The organism is Rhizobium sp. AN5, assembly GCF_900215255.1.
Lineage (GTDB): Bacteria > Pseudomonadota > Alphaproteobacteria > Rhizobiales > Rhizobiaceae > Agrobacterium > Agrobacterium tumefaciens.
Window position 1 is genome coordinate 2,789,530 of the sequence record NZ_OCMJ01000004.1, and the last position, 17,534, is coordinate 2,807,063.

At 59.1% G+C, this 17,534-nt stretch carries 11 protein-coding genes; 3 read left to right on the plus strand and 8 right to left on the minus strand.

The features are described 5' to 3' along the window. Positions 1–46 precede the first annotated feature (46 nt). From upp to cyoA, 8 genes are all read right to left on the minus strand, one after another. The gene (gene upp / locus CRP02_RS26210; protein ID WP_003493096.1) at positions 47–676 is read right to left on the minus strand and encodes a uracil phosphoribosyltransferase; all 630 of its coding nucleotides are present in this window, start codon (positions 674–676) and stop codon (positions 47–49) included. Between the two features lie 96 nt (positions 677–772). Beyond that, positions 773–1,750, minus strand: a complete 978-nt coding sequence (locus CRP02_RS26215) for an adenosine deaminase (protein ID WP_097172693.1) — start codon at positions 1,748–1,750, stop codon at positions 773–775. Beyond that, positions 1,747–2,967: a phosphopentomutase gene (locus tag CRP02_RS26220; RefSeq protein WP_097172694.1), complete on the minus strand. Its 1,221-nt coding sequence runs from the start codon at positions 2,965–2,967 to the stop codon at positions 1,747–1,749. Before CRP02_RS26220 ends, CRP02_RS26215 begins: the two co-directional genes overlap by 4 nt. Before the next feature lie 114 nt (positions 2,968–3,081). After that, positions 3,082–3,852, minus strand: coding sequence for an SURF1 family protein (locus tag CRP02_RS26225; protein WP_097172695.1), 771 nt, complete (start codon positions 3,850–3,852; stop codon positions 3,082–3,084). A gap of 188 nt (positions 3,853–4,040) precedes the next feature. Continuing rightward, positions 4,041–4,436 (minus strand): cytochrome o ubiquinol oxidase subunit IV, encoded by a 396-nt coding sequence (gene cyoD / locus CRP02_RS26230; RefSeq protein ID WP_003514416.1) that lies wholly within the window; start codon positions 4,434–4,436, stop codon positions 4,041–4,043. After that, complete coding sequence (gene cyoC / locus CRP02_RS26235; protein ID WP_003514417.1) at positions 4,436–5,062, minus strand: cytochrome o ubiquinol oxidase subunit III; 627 nt, start codon at positions 5,060–5,062, stop codon at positions 4,436–4,438. Before cyoC ends, cyoD begins: the two co-directional genes overlap by 1 nt. A 5-nt stretch (positions 5,063–5,067) precedes the next feature. After that, entirely contained in the window at positions 5,068–7,071 is a 2,004-nt protein-coding gene (gene cyoB / locus CRP02_RS26240; RefSeq protein ID WP_003514419.1) for a cytochrome o ubiquinol oxidase subunit I, read from the minus strand. Between the two features lie 76 nt (positions 7,072–7,147). Next, on the minus strand, positions 7,148–8,221 hold the full coding sequence (gene cyoA, locus CRP02_RS26245) for a ubiquinol oxidase subunit II (protein WP_097172696.1): 1,074 nt from the start codon (positions 8,219–8,221) through the stop codon (positions 7,148–7,150). 306 nt (positions 8,222–8,527) lie between these two features. Here cyoA and CRP02_RS26250 point away from each other — a divergent pair, with 306 nt between their 5' ends. The 3 genes from CRP02_RS26250 (at position 8,528) to CRP02_RS26260 (ending at position 17,531) form a co-directional block, all read left to right on the plus strand. Continuing rightward, positions 8,528–9,856 (plus strand): MFS transporter, encoded by a 1,329-nt coding sequence (locus CRP02_RS26250; protein WP_097172697.1) that lies wholly within the window; start codon positions 8,528–8,530, stop codon positions 9,854–9,856. Positions 9,857–10,263: 407 nt separating this feature from the next. After that, complete coding sequence (locus tag CRP02_RS26255; RefSeq protein WP_097172698.1) at positions 10,264–15,768, plus strand: glutamate synthase-related protein; 5,505 nt, start codon at positions 10,264–10,266, stop codon at positions 15,766–15,768. Beyond that, positions 15,765–17,531, plus strand: a complete 1,767-nt coding sequence (locus CRP02_RS26260; protein WP_097172699.1) for a sulfite reductase subunit alpha — start codon at positions 15,765–15,767, stop codon at positions 17,529–17,531. The genes CRP02_RS26255 and CRP02_RS26260 overlap by 4 nt, the downstream gene beginning before the upstream one ends. Positions 17,532–17,534 lie beyond the last annotated feature (3 nt).

The following is a 17,534-nucleotide window of genomic DNA, read 5'->3' on the forward strand; positions in this document are numbered from 1 at the left end:
TGTTGGTCGGCGAATGGCTCAAACGGTTAAGCGATGATGAACGGTGTTATTTCGTGCCGTACATGCGGTCGCCGGCATCGCCGAGGCCGGGAACGATATAACCCTTTTCATTCAGCTGCTTGTCGATTGCGGCAGTATAGATCGGCACATCGGGATGCGCTTCGCGGAAATTCTTGATGCCTTCGGGTGCGGCCAGAAGACATAGGAAGCGGATGTTCTTCGCGCCCCGCTCTTTCAACTTTTCAACCGCAGCGATGGAGGAATTGCCAGTCGCCAGCATTGGATCGACGACGATGATAAGGCGGGCATCAAGGCTTTCAGGAGCCTTGAAGTAATATTCGACCGCCTCCAGCGTATCGTGATCGCGATACACACCTATATGCGCAACACGCGCCGAAGGCACGAGCTCGAGCATGCCTTCCAGAAGGCCGTTGCCGGCACGCAGAATGGAGGCGAAAACCAGCTTCTTGCCCTCGAGCACCGGAGCCTCGATGGTTTCGAGCGGCGTATCGATGGTTTCCATCGTCATTTCAAGGTCGCGCGTCACTTCATAGCAGAGCAGCGTCGAGATTTCCCTGAGCAGGCGGCGGAAGCCGGCTGTCGAGGTTTCCTTCTTGCGCATGATGGTAAGTTTGTGCCGCACCAGCGGATGTTCGATGACTGTGACGCCGTCCATGAAACTGGCCTTCCTTTTTTATCCTGTGCCCCTGTAATTCACCGAAAGCAGGCTTTTCGCAAGCCTTCTTCGCGGTTTTACCCCGCCAACCGATGCCTAATGGCTATCGAGTTTTGCAAGCAGCCGGGCGCGTGTGATTTCATCCACAAAGGCGCTTTCCAGTGCGGTTCGGGTCATGCGGTTGATCTCGGCATCGCTGAAACCGAATGCATCCGCAGCCAGCGCATATTCCCGGGCAAGCGAGGTAAAGAAGAATGGCGGATCGTCGGAACTGATGCAGACGCGCACCCCGGCATCGCGCAACGCCCTCAGCGGATGGCTGCCGAAATCGGGATAAACGTTGAGCGCGATATTTGATCCGGGGCAGACCTCAAGCACTGTTCCCGCCTCAACCAGCCGGGCGACGAGAGCGGCGTCTTCGATGGCGCGCACGCCATGCCCGATGCGCGACGGCTTTACGAGATCGAGCGCATCGACGACGCTTTCTGGTCCGCAGACCTCACCCGCATGGATGGTCAGCCCAAGCCCGGCATCGCGGGCAATATCGAAGGCGCGCGCATAATCGGCGACGCGGCCCATGCGCTCCTCGCCTGCCATGTTGAAACCGGTCACCAGCGGGTGTTTCGTGCGTGCTGCATACTCAGCCGCCGCGATCACCCGTTCAGGACCGAAATGCCGCTCGCCGGTCACGATGATGCGGGTTTCGATACCAGTCTTTTCTTTCGCGATCCGGATGCCCTCGGCGATACCGGAGAGATAGGCGTCAGCGCCGAGCCCGATGCGGTCGCCATGATCGGGCGAGATGATGAGCTCGCTGTAGATCGTATTGGCCTCGGCAAGTTCGGTCAGATAGGTTTCCGTCAGAACCGCATAGTCCTCATCGGTCTTGAACACCTGCGCCACCGCATCGTAGCACTGGATGAATTGCGCAAAATCCGACCAGACGTACTGGCCGTCGCGCAGAAAGCTACTGGTGTCTATGCCGTATTTCTCAGCCTGTTGTGCGACGAGGGCAGGGGGTGCCGCACCTTCCAGGTGGCAGTGAATTTCCGCTTTCAGCAAATGCGATGTCAAATGAAGCTCCTGCCGTGTGAACCGGCCTCGATTCCTAGATGGTGGGCGATGCTTTCGCCGATGTCGGCGTAGCTTGAACGAATGCCGACATCGCGTGAGCGGATGCCCGGCCCGAATGCCATGATCGGCACCCTTTCCCGTGTATGGTCCGTGCCCCGCCATGTGGGATCGCAACCATGGTCGGCAGTAAGGATGGCGATGTCGCCCGGCGCCATTTTGCGATGGATTTCCGGGATGCGCGCATCGAAGGTTTCAAGCGCCGCCGCATAACCGGCAACATCGCGGCGATGGCCGTAGAGCATGTCGAAATCGACGAAATTGGTGAAGACAAGATCGCCGTTTTCGGCTTCGTCAATAGCGTGCAGTGTTGCGTCCATCAGGGCGCTGTTGCCATTTGCCTTGATGATGCGCGAGACACCCTTGTGGGCATAGATATCGCCGATCTTACCGATCGCGTGCACTTTCCTGCCAGCCTCCACAAGGCGGTCGAGCAATGTCGGTTCGGGCGGCGGAACGGAGAAGTCGCGGCGGTTGCCGGTGCGCTCAAAAGTGGCGACCGTCTCGCCGATGAAGGGACGGGCAATGACACGGCCGATATTCAGCGGATCGAGTAGCTTGCGCACCGTCTCGCAGAGCGTGACGAGCCGCTGCAATCCGAAATGGGTCTCGTGCGCGGCGATCTGGAACACGGAATCGGATGAGGTGTAGCAGATCGGCTTGCCGCTCCTGATATGCTCTTCGCCAAACTTCGCGATGATCTCGGTGCCAGAAGCGTGGCAATTGCCGAGAATGCCTGGAATATCCGCTTGCGTGCAGATGGACTCCACCAGTTCGGGAGAAAAGGCGTCGCCCTCTGTCGGGAAGTAGCCCCAGTCGAAGGTGACGGGCGTGCCCGCGATCTCCCAATGGCCTGAGGGCGTATCCTTGCCCTTTGATATTTCGCTGGCAGAGCCATGCAGGCCGAAAATACGCTCCGGCGGTTCCATGCCGGCGGGAATGTCGCCGCTTGATTGTCGTGCAATCTCCAGAAGACCGAGCGAAGACATGTTGGGCAGCTTCAGCGGACCCGCCCGAAGGCCTGGCCTGTCGGCAGCACCTGCCGCACAGAATTCGGCGATATGACCGAGCGTATTGGCACCAAGGTCGCCATAATGCTCCGCGTCAGGCGCACCGCCGACACCGAAGGAATCCAGAACGAGAAGAAATGCTCTTGCCATAACTCACCGAAACGAAAATGCGCCGACGGGCAATGTCAGGCCGAACTGTCGTTATAGATCAGCAAAACGTGAAGAAGGAAGTGATTTTATGAACCATCCGGTAAAACCGGCTGCTCAATCCTCTTCCCGTTTCGATTTCGGCGCGTTGAGATTGCGCAGCACGTACCATCCAGCGGCAATTACCATGGCCGCCAGAATATACCATGTGATGGCGTAGGACAGGTGGTTGTTGGGGAAGGTGAGCATGGTCTTGCCGCCGACCGGTAGGCCACCCGGATTGGGCGTCGCATCGGCATCGACATAAAAGGGCGCCACGCCGGAAAGGCCGGATGCCTGCGATATCTGCGGGATATTGCGGGAGTACCAGCGCCGATTTGCCGGATCGTTGGTTCGGAGGAAAAGCCCGCCGGTTTCTGGCGCGCGCATCAGCCCGACGATCTCGACCTGCCCGGTTGGCTCGCCTTCCCGGCGCGAGGATGGATCGCGTTTGTCCGAAGGCACGAAGCCGCGATTGACGATGATATTCGATCCGTCATCGCGTCTCAGCGGCGTCATCACCCAGTAACCGGGGCCGAGATCGCTGACCGTATAGACCTGGATCTCCTTGTCGTTGAGGAAGGTGCCGGACAGTTTCACGCGGCGATATTCATAGTCCGTGGGGTCTGCAAGGGCCGGCCATTCGCTCGCTGCCGGTGCATCCACAGGTGCGGCATGGGCGCGCGCTTCGACGCGTTCGATGAGATCGAGCTTCCAGAAGAGGCGTTGAACCTGCCATGTTCCAAGCGCCAGCAGGAAGCCTGTCAGTACAATGGTCAGAAGCAGGACGACGATTGCTGCGGGGCGGATGTGTCGCGTGTGCGGGGCGGTTGTGGACGGATCGGTCATGGTTTCACAGTCCTTGCAAGGCCATGCGGTTTGCTGCGGCAACACTGTCGGCTGCCGGCATCCGGGTCTTCCAGCAAATAACCCCATAAATCGCGCCGACGATTCATGGGGTTATGCGCTGCGGGGGTCGTGTGCTGGCGCAGAAAGCGGCCCGCCGTAAATCCGGCGGGCCGTTGATCTATGGCTGCTCAGGGCAGGTTTTTCACATCCTCGATGTGCAGCGGCATCATGTTCTTGTTCATGTTGTACATGACCCAGAGTGAGCCGGAGAGCGTGATCAGCAGCACCACGACGGTGAAGATCAGCGCCATGAAGGTCCAGCCGCCTTCGGACTTGGTGTCCATGTGCAGGAAGTAGATCATGTGAACGAAGATCTGGATGACGCCGAGACCCATGATCGCGATGACCAGCAGCGTCTTGTTTTCAAGAACGTCGCCCATGACCAGCCAGAACGGGATCGCCGTCAGGATGACCGACAGGACGAAGCCGATCATGTAGCTTTTGAACGTGCCGTGGCTGGCGCCATCATGGTGATGATGGTCGTCGCCATGCGCGTCGTGGTGTGCGTGTGCTTCGGAACTCATCAAAGAACTCCCATGAGATAAACGAAGGAGAAGACGCCGATCCAGATGACGTCAAGGAAGTGCCAGAACATCGACAGGCACATCAGGCGACGCTTGTTTGCGGCGATCAGACCATGTTTTGCGACCTGGAACATCAGTGTGACGAGCCAGATCACGCCGAAGGTGACGTGCAGACCGTGCGTTCCAACCAGCGCGAAGAAGGCGGAAAGGAACGCCGAACGCTGTGGACCTGCACCTTCTTCGATCAGGTGATGGAACTCGTAAAGTTCCACGGCGAGGAAGGCGAGACCGAAGAGACCGGTGATGCCGAGCCAGATCAGCGTCGTCTTCACCTTCTGCTTTTCCATTTCCAGCATGGCGAAGCCATAGGTGATGGAAGAGAAAAGCAGGAAGGCGGTGTTGATCGCCACAAGCTTCAGATCGAACAGATCTGCGCCCGAAGGGCCGGCCGCGTAGTTGCGGCCGACAACGGCATAGGTGGCAAACAGCGTTGCGAAGATGAGGCAGTCGCTCATCAGATAGAGCCAGAAGCCCAGCGAGGTGCCGTTCTCCGGGTGGTGGTCTTCCTTGAGGTAGAAGACCGGTGTTTCCGCGCCCGCGGCGCTTTGTGCAGGTGTATGAGCCATATTCGTTACGCCTGTTCCGCAAGCAGCTTCGTACGTTCCGCCTCGACTGTCGAAACATCGGAGGCAGGAATGTAGTATTCGCGGTTGTAGTTGAAGGTATGGGCGATCGAGACCGCGATGATGGCGAGCATGGACAGAGCCGCCAGCCACCAGATGTGCCACACCAAGGCAAAGCCAAGCACGACGCTGATGGCGCTGATGATTACGCCCGCACCGGTGTTCTTCGGCATATGGATCGGGATGAAGCCTTCCTTGGGACGGTCGTAACCGCGCTTCTTCATATCCGCCCAGGCGTCGACGTCATGGACAACCGGCGTGAAAGCGAAGTTGTAGGCAGGCGGCGGCGACGAGGTCGACCACTCCAGCGTACGCCCATGATAGGGATCGCCGGTCACGTCACGGAGCTGATCGCGCTTCAAGAAGCTGACGATGAGCTGGATGACGAAGGAAGCGATGCCGAGCGCGATCAGGAAGGCGCCGAAGGCTGCGATCAGGAACCAGATCTGGAGCGAATTGTCCTCGAACTGGCTGATACGGCGGGTCACACCCATCAGGCCGAGAATGTAAAGCGGCATGAAGGCGAAGTAGAAGCCGATGAACCAGAACCAGAAGGACAGCTTGCCCCAGAACGGATCGAGGCGGTAGCCGAAGGCCTTCGGGAACCAGTAGACGATACCCGCAAGCACACCGAACACCACGCCACCGATGATGGTGTTGTGGAAGTGGGCGATGAGGAACAGCGAGTTGTGGAGCACGAAGTCCGCCGGCGGAACAGCGAGAAGAACGCCGGTCATGCCGCCGATGACGAAGGTGATCATGAAACCGATCGTCCACAGCATCGGAACGTCGAACTTGATGCGGCCCTTGTACATGGTGAAGAGCCAGTTGAAGATCTTCGCACCGGTCGGGATCGATATGATCATCGTGGTGATGCCGAAGAAAGCGTTGACGCTTGCGCCGGAACCCATGGTGAAGAAGTGGTGCAGCCAAACGATGTAGGCGAGGATGGTGATGACACCCGTCGCATAGACCATCGAGGCGTAACCGAAAAGACGCTTGTTGGAGAAGGTCGAGACGATTTCCGAGAAGACGCCGAAGGCCGGCAGCACCAGGATGTAAACTTCGGGATGGCCCCAGATCCAGATGAGGTTGACATACATCATCGGGTTGCCGCCGAGATCGTTGGTGAAGAAATTCGTGCCAACGTAACGGTCAAGGGTCAGAAGGGCGAGCGTGCCGGTCAGGATCGGGAAGGATGCCACGATCAGGATGTTCGAACACAGCGACGTCCAGACGAAGATCGGCAGGCGCATCATGGTCATGCCAGGTGCGCGCATCTTGATGATCGTGACGATCAGGTTGATACCAGAGAGCGTCGTGCCCACACCGGCGATCTGCAGACCCCAGATGTAATAATCCACACCCACGCCCGGACTTCCATCAATGCCGGAAAGCGGCGGATAGGCAAGCCAGCCAGTCTGCGCATATTCACCGATGAACAGCGAGATCATGGTGATGACGGCGCCGGCCGTGGTCATCCAGAACGAGAAGTTGTTGAGGAAGGGGAACGAAACGTCGCGGGCGCCGATTTGCAGCGGCACGACGAAGTTCATGAGACCGGTGATCATCGGCATGGCCATGAAGAAGATCATGATGACGCCATGGGCCGTGAAAATCTGGTCGTAATGGTGCGGCGGAAGATAGCCTTCCGATCCGCCGGAGGCGATCGCCTGCTGGACGCGCATCATGATGGCATCTGCGAAACCGCGCAGCAGCATGACGAGTGCCAGAATGATGTACATGATACCGATCTTCTTGTGATCGATGCTCGTGAACCATTCATTCCAGAGATAACCCCACAGCCGGAAATAGGTGAGGGCGCCGACGACGGCGATGCCGCCCAGAGCCACTGCCGCGAAGGTCGCGACGAGAATGGGCTCGTGAAGCGGGATGGACTCCCATGTCAGCTTCCCGAACAGGAATGACGTTTGATCGGAATTGACGATCATTTTTAGCCTCTTGCGATTCTAAGACATAAGATCGGCGCAGCCATTGGCCGCGCCGCATAATGCCGGGACTTATCCGTCAGCCAGCGACTTGTTTCGTTTCCGGCAGCGCCGCGGGTTCGAAAGTCTGTCCTTCGATCGCAGCCGGAGTGGATTGGGGTCCGCTGGCGACACCGTAAGGTGAAAGCGGTGTACAGACGACGGAGTTCAGCGCCTTGGCGATATCGATGCCTTCCTTGCCGCCGCCGCCCTTGGCGTCGATATGCATCATGTCACGCATGCAGAGCTTGTTGGGCTCGACGCAGCGGTTGAGGATGGCATCGTAAAGCTGCGGATCGACGGAGGCGAAATATTGCACCGGCTCACGTTCCGAAGGCTTGGCGAAGTCGAGATATTCCTGGCGGCCGAAGCCCTTGCCGCCATCCTTGATCTTCGCAACCCACTGATCGAAGCCCTGCTGGCTGAGACCATGGAACTTGAAGCGCATATGCGAGAAGCCGGGGCCGGAGAAGTTGGCCGAGAAGCCGTCATAAACGCCTTCCTTGTTGATGACCGCGTGCAGCTTGGTCTGCATGCCACCCATGGCGTAGATCTGGCCGGCGAGTGCGGGAACGAAGAACGAATTCATCGCGGTCGTGCCGGTGATCTTGAAGTTGATCGGAACATCGACCGGAGCTGCGAATTCATTGACGCTGCCGATGCCGAGCTCGGGGTAGAAGAACAGCCACTTCCAGTCCATGGCCACCACTTCCACCGTAAGCGGCTTGGTCTCGGCGGTAACCTGACGGTTTTCGTCGATACGCTCCAGCGGGCGGTAGGGGTCGAGACGGTGGGTGGAAATCCAGGTCACCGTGCCGAGCATCAGGATGATGGCGACCGGGGCGGACCAGATCACCATTTCAAGGCGCGTCGAGTGATGCCACTCGGGATCGTAATCCTCGGCCTTCGCCGATTCGCGGTACTTCCATGCGAAGAACAGCGTCAGGGCGATAACCGGGACGATGATGAGCAGCATCAGAACGGTGGACGTGATGATGAGGTCGCGCTGCTGGATGGCGACGTCGCCCGAAGGGTTCATCACCACGAGGTTACAGCCGCTAAGCAGCAGCAGTGCGGGGATTGCCAGAAAGGCAGATGTGATTTTCTTGATCATGCGCACGTTCTTTGAACTCGTACAGTTTGGATTATGCCGCGATTAATTGCCGAACATCATTTTTGAAATGAGGTATATTGTCGCGGTGCAGCGAAACCTTCGCGATGCACCATAGGCTTAGCGGAGCCGCGTTTGAAGGCGGAGCGGCTGCATTATCGCATAGCGCGCTTCCGGGGCAAGCCTTTCTTATCAAACTTCAATTGACGTTACGTAGGGTGCGTGTGACAATCCGTCGCATCATAACGCTAAGGAAGAGGAGCCGGCGCGTTACAGGAAATGGTTCGTCCATGACGCAGGAGGGATATTATGAGTTATACTGATGCTGCTCCATCTTTTGGGCAGGCGCCGGAAGCGAACGGACATGGAACCGATCCGGTCAAGGTCGATCCGGATCGCATTACAATTGCTGTCATTCTTGCGAGAATGACGGAGTTTTTCGACTTTTTCATCTACGCCATCGCCTCCGCGCTCGTTTTTCCGCATGTCTTCTTTTCCTTCGTCGATCCGCTGACGGCGACGCTTTATTCCTTTGCGGTCTTCTCGCTGGCCTTCATCGCAAGGCCGATCGGTTCATTGATCTTCCTCCAGATCGACCGAAAGTTCGGACGCGTCGTCAAGCTGATGGCGGCCCTGTTCACGCTCTGTGGTTCCACGATGGCGATCAGCTTTCTTCCGTCCTATGCGGAAGCCGGCATGCTTGCCCCCTGTCTTCTGGCGGTATTCCGTATCGGTCAGGGACTTGGTCTTGGCGGTGCCTGGGATGGTCTTGTCTCGCTCCTCGCCATGAACGCACCGCCGAAGCAGCGCGGCTGGTACGCCATGATGCCACAAATTGGTGCGGCGATGGGCTTTGGTCTTGCCAGCGCATTCTTCATCGTGTTCGTGACGCAGCTCTCCAGCGCGGAATTCCTGGCCTGGGGCTGGCGTTTCCCGTTCTTCGTTGCACTGGCGCTCAATGTTCTCGCGCTCTTTGCCCGCCTGCGCATGATTGTCACGCCGGAATTCCAGTCCATGCTGGCACAGCATGAGCTGGAGCCGCGTCCCATGTTCAAGATGCTGCGCTCGCAGTTTCCGGTCGTGCTGACGGGCGCTTTCGTGCCACTGGCAAGCTTCGCGCTCTTCCATCTCGTCACGGTCTTCCCGCTGAGCTGGGTTTCCCTCAATACCACCCAGCGGGTTTCGGACTTTCTGTTCGTGCAGTTCGTCAGCGCCATCATCGCCGGCGGCATGATCGTGGTGTCCGGTATTCTCGCCGACAAAATCGGCCGGCGGAAGCTTCTGGCTTTCGCCGCAGTGCTGATCGGTCTTTTCAGCCTCGTGGCACCGCTCCTGCTGAGTTCGGGTGATATAGGGCGTTATCTTTTCGTCTTGGTCGGCTTTGCATTGCTTGGCCTTTCCTTCGGTCAGGCGGGCGGTGCGCTCGCCTCCCGCTTCAGTCGCGAATACCGTTATACCGGCGCTTCGCTAACCTCGGATATTTCATGGCTGATCGGCGCGGGTTTTGCACCGCTCGTCGCGCTCGGATTTTCGTCCAAATTCGGACTGTTTGCGGTCGGTATTTATCTGATGTCGGGTGCAGTCTGTACACTGGTCGCCCTGTGGTTCAGCCGAACGCTGGACATGCCCTCGGAGTGAACAGGGCAATATAACCATCTCTGCAGCCATCGCGCCGCGGAATCCTGTCGGATTTCGCGGCGTTTTTGTTTTTTTATTGCGTGGGGCCGATTTTAATCTTGACTCGGTCCATCATGAAATATTATGTAAGCAATACTGACGTAATTCAATGTGTCTCACTGCCGGAAATGCCGGCCATCAGGGAACGCAATGCGAACGATGACGATCATTATTTGCGAGAAAGCGGCCAATGCCGCCACGCCGTTTGGCGGCCGCAAAACGACCGTTCGCGCCATTAAACGCCGATAAGCAGAAAAGAAGAGGAGCAGCCAGGTCGCCTGCGGCTCCGCCCGCAGAGTGCCGGCTGACGCGCCGGGTTTCGGGAAAAGGGCGATGCCGCGCGGAATGCGCAACGAGAGGAGAGAACCTTGAGCGTGACGGAGCAAAAATTCGGCCTTTACGATGCGGCTTTTGAGAAAAGCAGCTGTGGCGTCGGTTTCATCACCCGCAAGGACGGCGTGCAGACGCATGATGTGCTGAAGCGCGGTCACGAGGCGCTCTGTGCCGTGCCGCATCGCGGCGGCATGTCGGCGGAAGGCGTGGGCGATGGTGCTGGCGTGTCGCTCGATCTTTCACTCTCATTTTTCCGGAAGCTGACGAACAACGATTCCTTGCAAGCCGGCCGGTTCGGCGTCGGCAATTTTTTCCTGCCGCAGAACCCTGCATTTCATGACCAGGCGATCGGCATCATCGGCAGTGCTCTGGAGGAACAGGGCTTCTCGATCCTGCTCGTCCGCGATGTACCGGTGAATGACGTGGCCATCCGCGCGGCCGCCATTTCCTATCAATTGCCGATCCGGCAATGGGTCTTTTCGGCGCCAGCGGAATGCGCAACCCTTGCCGAGTTTGACTGGCGTATCCACAAGGCGCTGCTCGCTATCGAGGCGCTTGCCTACACCGCGCCGGAACTTGCCGGTTTTTATCCGCTGTCGCTCAGCGCGCGCACGCAGGTTCTGAAAGGGCGTCTGAACTCGCATGAGGTCATGCCCTATTTCTGCGACCTGACCGATCCGCGCCATGAAGTGCATACGATGTATTTCCATACGCGGTTTTCCACCAATACCGATCCGCATCCCTCCATGGCGCAGCCCTTCCGGCTGATGGCGCATAATGGCGAACTCAACACCGACAAGAAGAACCGGCTGTCGGAAGCAGCCGTGGCGTTGGCGAAAAATGCCAGCATCATCCGGCCGAAGGGCCAGTCTGACAGCTGCCGTCTGGACCAGACATTGCAGGCGCGGGTGATGGAGGATGGTCTCGACCTCGTCACCGGCGTCGTCTCGATGATGCCGCCCGCCTGGGAAAGCGACGACACGCTGTCGCCCGGCGTCAAGGCGATGCTGGAATATTTCTCGCTCTACGAAGAGAAGAACGACGGCCCGGCCGCGCTGATTTTCGGCGACGGCACCATCATCGGCGCACGGCTCGATCGCCTCGGCCTGCGTCCGCTGCGGACCGTCGAGACAGACGATTATCTCTGCGTCATGTCGGAGGCGGGGCAGATCGCCTTTCCGGCCGAAAGCGTCATTCGTCGCGGCCGCATCGAGGCCGGCGGCATGCTTTATTACGACCACGCCGAACGACGCGCCTTTTCCACCGTCGAAGCGCTGGAGCTTCTGGCGGCGCGGCGGGACTACCCGTCACTATTGTCCGAAGCGCGCGTCATGCTTGCGGATTTGCCGGAGGTGCCCGCCGAAAAGCAGGGATCGCCGCTTCGATACAATGGCGATCTGGAACGGCATCAGCGTTATGTCGCCTATTCGCACAATCAGGAGAGCTTCAAGTTCCTGATGGATCCGATGCTGGCGTCGGGTGCTGAAAAAATCTCGGCCATGGGTTATGGCAATGCCATCAACGCGCTCTCCGATCAGGAAGGCGGGGTTGCCAAATATTTCTCGCAACGCTTTGCGCAGGTCACCAACCCCCCGCTCGACAGCATCCGTGAGGCCGATGGCATGACGCTGCGCGTGGCGCTCGGCGCAAAGCCGAATAGCGGTGCGAAAGTGGCCCGGCAGATTGTCGTGCGCTCCCCGATCCTGACCCATCTCGACATGCTGCGCATTCGCGAGCAGTCGGAGACGCCAGTTCGTCGTTTCGAAATGCTCTATACGCCGATCTTTGATGCTGCGAGTGCCAACGAAGCGGCCTTGCGTCAGGCTATAGATGGCCTCTGCGGTGAGGTTGTGGCTTTCGCGGCTGGGGAGGGCGGTATTGCCGTCGTCACTGACCGGCATGTTTCGGCAGGTCGTGCGGCCTTGCCGATGATCATGGTCGTCTCCGCCATCAACCAGCGGCTGATCGAGGAGGGTCTGCGGCTGCGCGTGTCCCTGATCGTTGAAAGTGGGCAATTTTCTTCCTCGCATCACATCGCGGCGGGCCTTGGCTTCGGGGCTTCGGCTGTCTACCCACTCGGCGTGCAGTTCCGTGCGGAAGAGAAATTCGGCGCCGATGCTGACAAGGCCTTCAAGCGTTTTGCCAAGGCGGCTGAAAAGTCGCTGATGAAGACCATGGGCAAGGTCGGGCTGTGCACGGCGGAAAGCTATATTGGCGGCGAATTCTTCGAACCGAACTTCCTCGACACCAACGATCCTGTGCTGAAGCGTTATTTCCCCAATGTTAAGACCCCGGTCGGTGGCGTTACCTTCGCTGTCATCGCGCAGGCAGTAGTGGACTGGCATCGAAAGGCGCTGTCGGTAAAGGGTGAAAACGACATTCCGCTGCTCGGTCTCTTCAAGGAGCGCGCCGAAGGTGCGGGCCATTCCTATGGTACGACGGCGGTTCGCGGTTTCGTTGATATGACCGAGGAAAAGATCGGTTTCGACAAGGGAACCGACAACGAAGAGGCGCTGCGTCTCCTGCCGCTCAACCGGCTGGAGGATGCTTTCGGCCTCAACGATGCGGCCTATTATCACAACAGCTTCGACCGGCTGACGCCCGAAGCAATCGACGCTTTCGAGGTAACGCCCGGTTACCGCGCCTTCGCACGCATGATGGCCGAAGAAAGGGCCCGCCGTCCGGCAGCCCTTCGTGATGTTCTGGAATTGCCGGCCGATGTGACCTTTGCCGGTTCGGCCGAAGAATTCCGCCGCGAGATGGGGCGCTTTTCCAGACGTGGCAACAACAGCTTCATGGTGCGCGGATTGCTCTGCGAAAGTGCGGGCGAAGGCGCGTTCCGGCTGCAATTGACCGGCCCGCACGGTCATGAGCTTGCCCGGCTTGCCGCACTCGGTCAGTCGCTGCTCGACCGTTTCGGTGAGGATATTGCCGGCCATTGGCTGGAGGGCGGCGCGCTTCTGGTTCAGGCGAAGGGTGAAGCATTCACCTATCTGTCGCTGATCCGCACCGCACCTGACAGCATTGCGCTCGACGCCGTGCAAAAGGCGAGTGAAATCACCAAGACCCTCGCTTCGGGTGCGATGAGCCATGGCGCGCTGGTCGCAGCCGCCCATGAGGCGGTGGCGCATGGCACCAATATGGTCGGCGGCATGTCGAATTCGGGGGAGGGCGGCGAGCATATTTCCCGTTACGGCACCATCCGCGCCTCGCGCATCAAGCAGTTCGCCTCTGGCCGTTTTGGTGTCTGGGCGGGTTATCTTGCCGACCCGATGCTGGAGGAAATAGAGATCAAGATAGGCCAGGGTGCAAAGCCCGGCGAGGGCGGGCAATTGCCGTCCCCCAAGGTAACGGTGGAAATAGCCGCGGCCCGTGGCGGCACCCCAGGCGTCGAGCTGGTTTCGCCGCCGCCGCACCATGATACCTATTCGATTGAGGATCTGGCCCAGCTTATCCACGACGCCAAGGCGGCGCGCGTGCGCGTCATCGTCAAGCTCGTCTCGTCGGAAGGCATCGGCACGATTGCAGTCGGTGTTGCGAAAGCGGGTGCGGATGTCATCAATGTTGCCGGCAATACCGGCGGCACAGGTGCGGCCGCCGTCACCAGCCTCAAATATACCGGCCGCGCGGCGGAAATCGGCATCGCCGAGGTGCATCAGGCGCTTTGCGCCACGGGCCTTCGTGCCAAGGTGCTGCTGCGCTGCTCCGGCGCGCACCAGACGGCGAGCGACGTGGTGAAATCGGCCCTTCTTGGCGGCGACAGCTTCGAGTTCGGCACCACGGCGCTGATGATGCTGAAATGCGTCATGGCGAAGAACTGCAACATCAAGTGCCCCGCCGGCCTCACCACCAATCAGGAAGCCTTCAACGGCGATCCACGCGCGCTGGCGCAATATCTCATGAACATCGCCCATGAAACCCGCGAGATATTGGCCGCACTCGGGTTGCGCTCGCTGCGCGAAGCTCGGGGCCGCTCCGATCTTCTTCACCTCCTCGATCATCCGGCGAGCGTCGGCCAGCTTGACCTGCGCGCGATGCTTTCGGTGGTGGAGGAAGTGAAGATCGACAGCCCGGTCTATATGGAAAAGGACTTCGCGCTGGACGATGCCTTCATCGAACTCGTGCGCTCGGCTCTGATCGACAGCAGACGGGAAAACATCGAGCTTGGCGGCAACCGCTTCCTCAACAATTGCAACAAGAGTGTTGGCGGCCAGCTCGCCGTCGATATCGAGCGCATGCTGAACCACGAACTTTCCGACGAAGAGGCGGATGCGCTTCCGGCTGTGAAGCGGGATAGCCGTGGCCGCCGTTTTCTGGAGGCGGGTTCGGTGCGCATCGACACATCAGGGTCGGCCGGGCAGTCCTTCGGCGCTTTCTGCAATGACGGCATGGTCATGGTCCATACCGGTACCTGCAATGATGGTGTCGGCAAAAGCGCCTGCGGCGGCACCATCGTAGTGCGCTCCCCCGGTGGCGGTTCGCAAGATGCTGATGGCAATGTGCTGGTCGGCAATTTTGCATTGTTCGGCGCCACCGGCGGTCGCACTTTCGTGGAAGGGCAGGCGGGCGACCGTTTCGCGGTGCGCAATTCGGGTGCGACAGCCGTTGTCGAAGGTGTGGGCGACTTCGCCTGCGAATACATGACCAATGGCGCTGTGCTTAACCTCGGCAGTTTCGGCAAGGGTTTTGGCAACGGCATGAGCGGCGGCTTCGTCTATCAATATGACCCTTACGGCGATCTGCCGAAGAAGGTGAGCCATGATTCCATCCTGCTCGGCTCCATAACCGGCGAGGACGAACAGGCATCTATCCACAATCAGGCCGTTCACCAGCTTTTGACCTGGCATGTCGACGAAACAGGGTCGGCCAAGGCCGCATGGATTCTGGAAAACTGGGAAAGCGAACAGCACAATTTCGTCTATGGCATGCCGCGCGCCCTGCTGCTTTATCAGGACAGCGACGAAATTCTGAAAGCCAAGCCCCGCAAGGAACTGCTGGAGGAACTGGCATCCGCGCTCGCGGCGCATCAGGTGCGGAAGTTCAAGCTCGCCTATCGCGACCGCAAGGCCGTGTTGAATGGAACCGTCCCTGGCTATGGTGAGACGGATACGGAAGACATGTATGCGCTCATCAACAACTACACGGTGTTGAGCATGGCGCAGGCCATTGCTCTCCAACGGTTGCCGATGGCATCCGGTCCTTCCGATCCCGCCATCGAAAAAGCCGTGCGCAATCTCGTCCTCACGGAGGACTATGCGCTGATGCAGCGGCTGCTGAAATATGCGCGCGAGGCGCTTTCCGATCATGAGGACGAGCAGCTTGCGGTGATGATCGCCGCCAAGCGGCTCGACGATTACAAGCAGGCGCTTGCGCGCCGCAACATCTGGTCGGTGGATAGCCCCGGCACCTATGGCTGGATCATTCAGCAGAACCGCAAAAACATCGAGAAGATCGGTCGTTTGCCGGGCTTTGAGGAGCTTTTCGCGGCGCGTGCCATTCCCGACCTTGCCACCGCATCCAGCCAGAACAGGGCAGCATGATGAAGATACCTTACATTCCTCAAGATGCCCCGTTCAATGGCGACCAGCGCGCCTGGCTGTCCGGCTTCCTGGCCGGGCTTCATTCCCGCGCAGCAATGGGTATGGACACATCGGTTGCCGCTGCCGTTCCCAAGGCGGCGGCCAGCGTGCTGAACATTCTCTTCGGCACCCAGACCGGCAATGCCGAGGCGCTGGCGATGGATATAGCCGACGCCGCCCGTGCCCAGGGCATGCAGCCTGTGGTGACGGCCTTGGATGATGTGTCCATGGATAATCTGGGCGCCATGAAGCGCGTCATTGTCGTCACCTCCACCTACGGCGAAGGTGAAATGCCTGACAATGCCCAGCTTTTTTGGGAGGCACTTTCCACGGAGGCCGCACCCCGGCTGGATGAGATGAACTTTGCCGTGCTTGCGCTTGGCGACACCGGTTACGATGGCTTCTGCCAGGCGGGCAAGCTCATCGATACCCGCTTCGAGCAGCTTGGCGGCAAACGCATGAAGACGCGTATCGATTGCGATATCGATTTCGAAGATGTCGCCGCCAACTGGATCGGCGAGACCCTGCCACTCGCGCTCGCTATCGATGGTGGCAATAAGGTGGCGGTTGTGCCGGCGATCGCCGAGGCGCCCGCGCGGGCAAAACAGGGCTGGAGCCGCAAGAACCCCTATGCCGCGCAGGTGAGCGTCAATCGCCTTCTTTCCGGGCCTGCTTCGTCCAAGGAAATTCGCCACTACGAATTTGATCTTGGCGAAAGTGGTCTCGACTACGAGGCGGGGGATGCTCTGGGCGTCGTTCCCCTAAACGACCCGAAACTGGTAGGCGCGCTGCTCGAACGCTTCGGAGTGAGCGCGGATGGCGAAGTCGCCGGACTCGACCGTCCGGTCGGCGATGCGCTTCTCAATATGTTCGAGATATCGACACCGTCGCGTGAATTGGTCGCCGAGATCGGCAAGCGCGCAGGGCACGATGAACTCAGCCACATCCTTGCGAATGGAGACAGGGAACAGCTTGCCGCCTTTCTCTGGAGCAAGGATATTCTCGACCTGCTTAGTCTCGGTGAAAAACCCGTATTCGACCTTGCTGAATTCGTGACTTTCCTGAAGCCGTTACAGCACCGCGCCTATTCGATCTCTTCCAGCCCTCTGGCCGCGCACAAGAGTGTGCATCTGACAGTCGCCAGCGTGCGTTATCGCGCCGAAGGTCGCGAGCGTGGCGGCGTGTGCTCCACCTATCTCGCGGACCGGGTAGAGGCGGGGCAGAATGCCGGGATTTTCGTCTCTCCGAACAAGGCGTTTCGCGTGCCTCAGGACAATGACGCACCCGTTATCATGGTGGGACCGGGCACGGGCATTGCGCCATTCCGGGCATTTTTGCAGGAACGGCAGGCGCGGGGCGCAAAGGGCAGGAACTGGCTGTTTTTCGGCGATCAGCACCGGCAGTCGGATTTCATCTACGAAGATGAACTTGGAAAGATGAGTCGCGATGGCGTGCTGACCCGTCTCGATCTCGCTTTCTCGCGGGATCAGGCCGAAAAGATCTATGTTCAGACCCGCATGCGCCAAAACGGCAAGGCACTCTATCAATGGCTCGAAGAGGGCGGCCATTTCTATGTTTGCGGCGACGCGACCCGCATGGCGAAGGATGTTGACGATGCTCTGCACCAGATCGTTATTCACGAGGCGGGCATCTCTGCGGAAGCGGCAAGCGACTATGTAAACCGGCTGAAGCGCGAAAAACGGTATCTGCGCGATGTTTATTAGAGC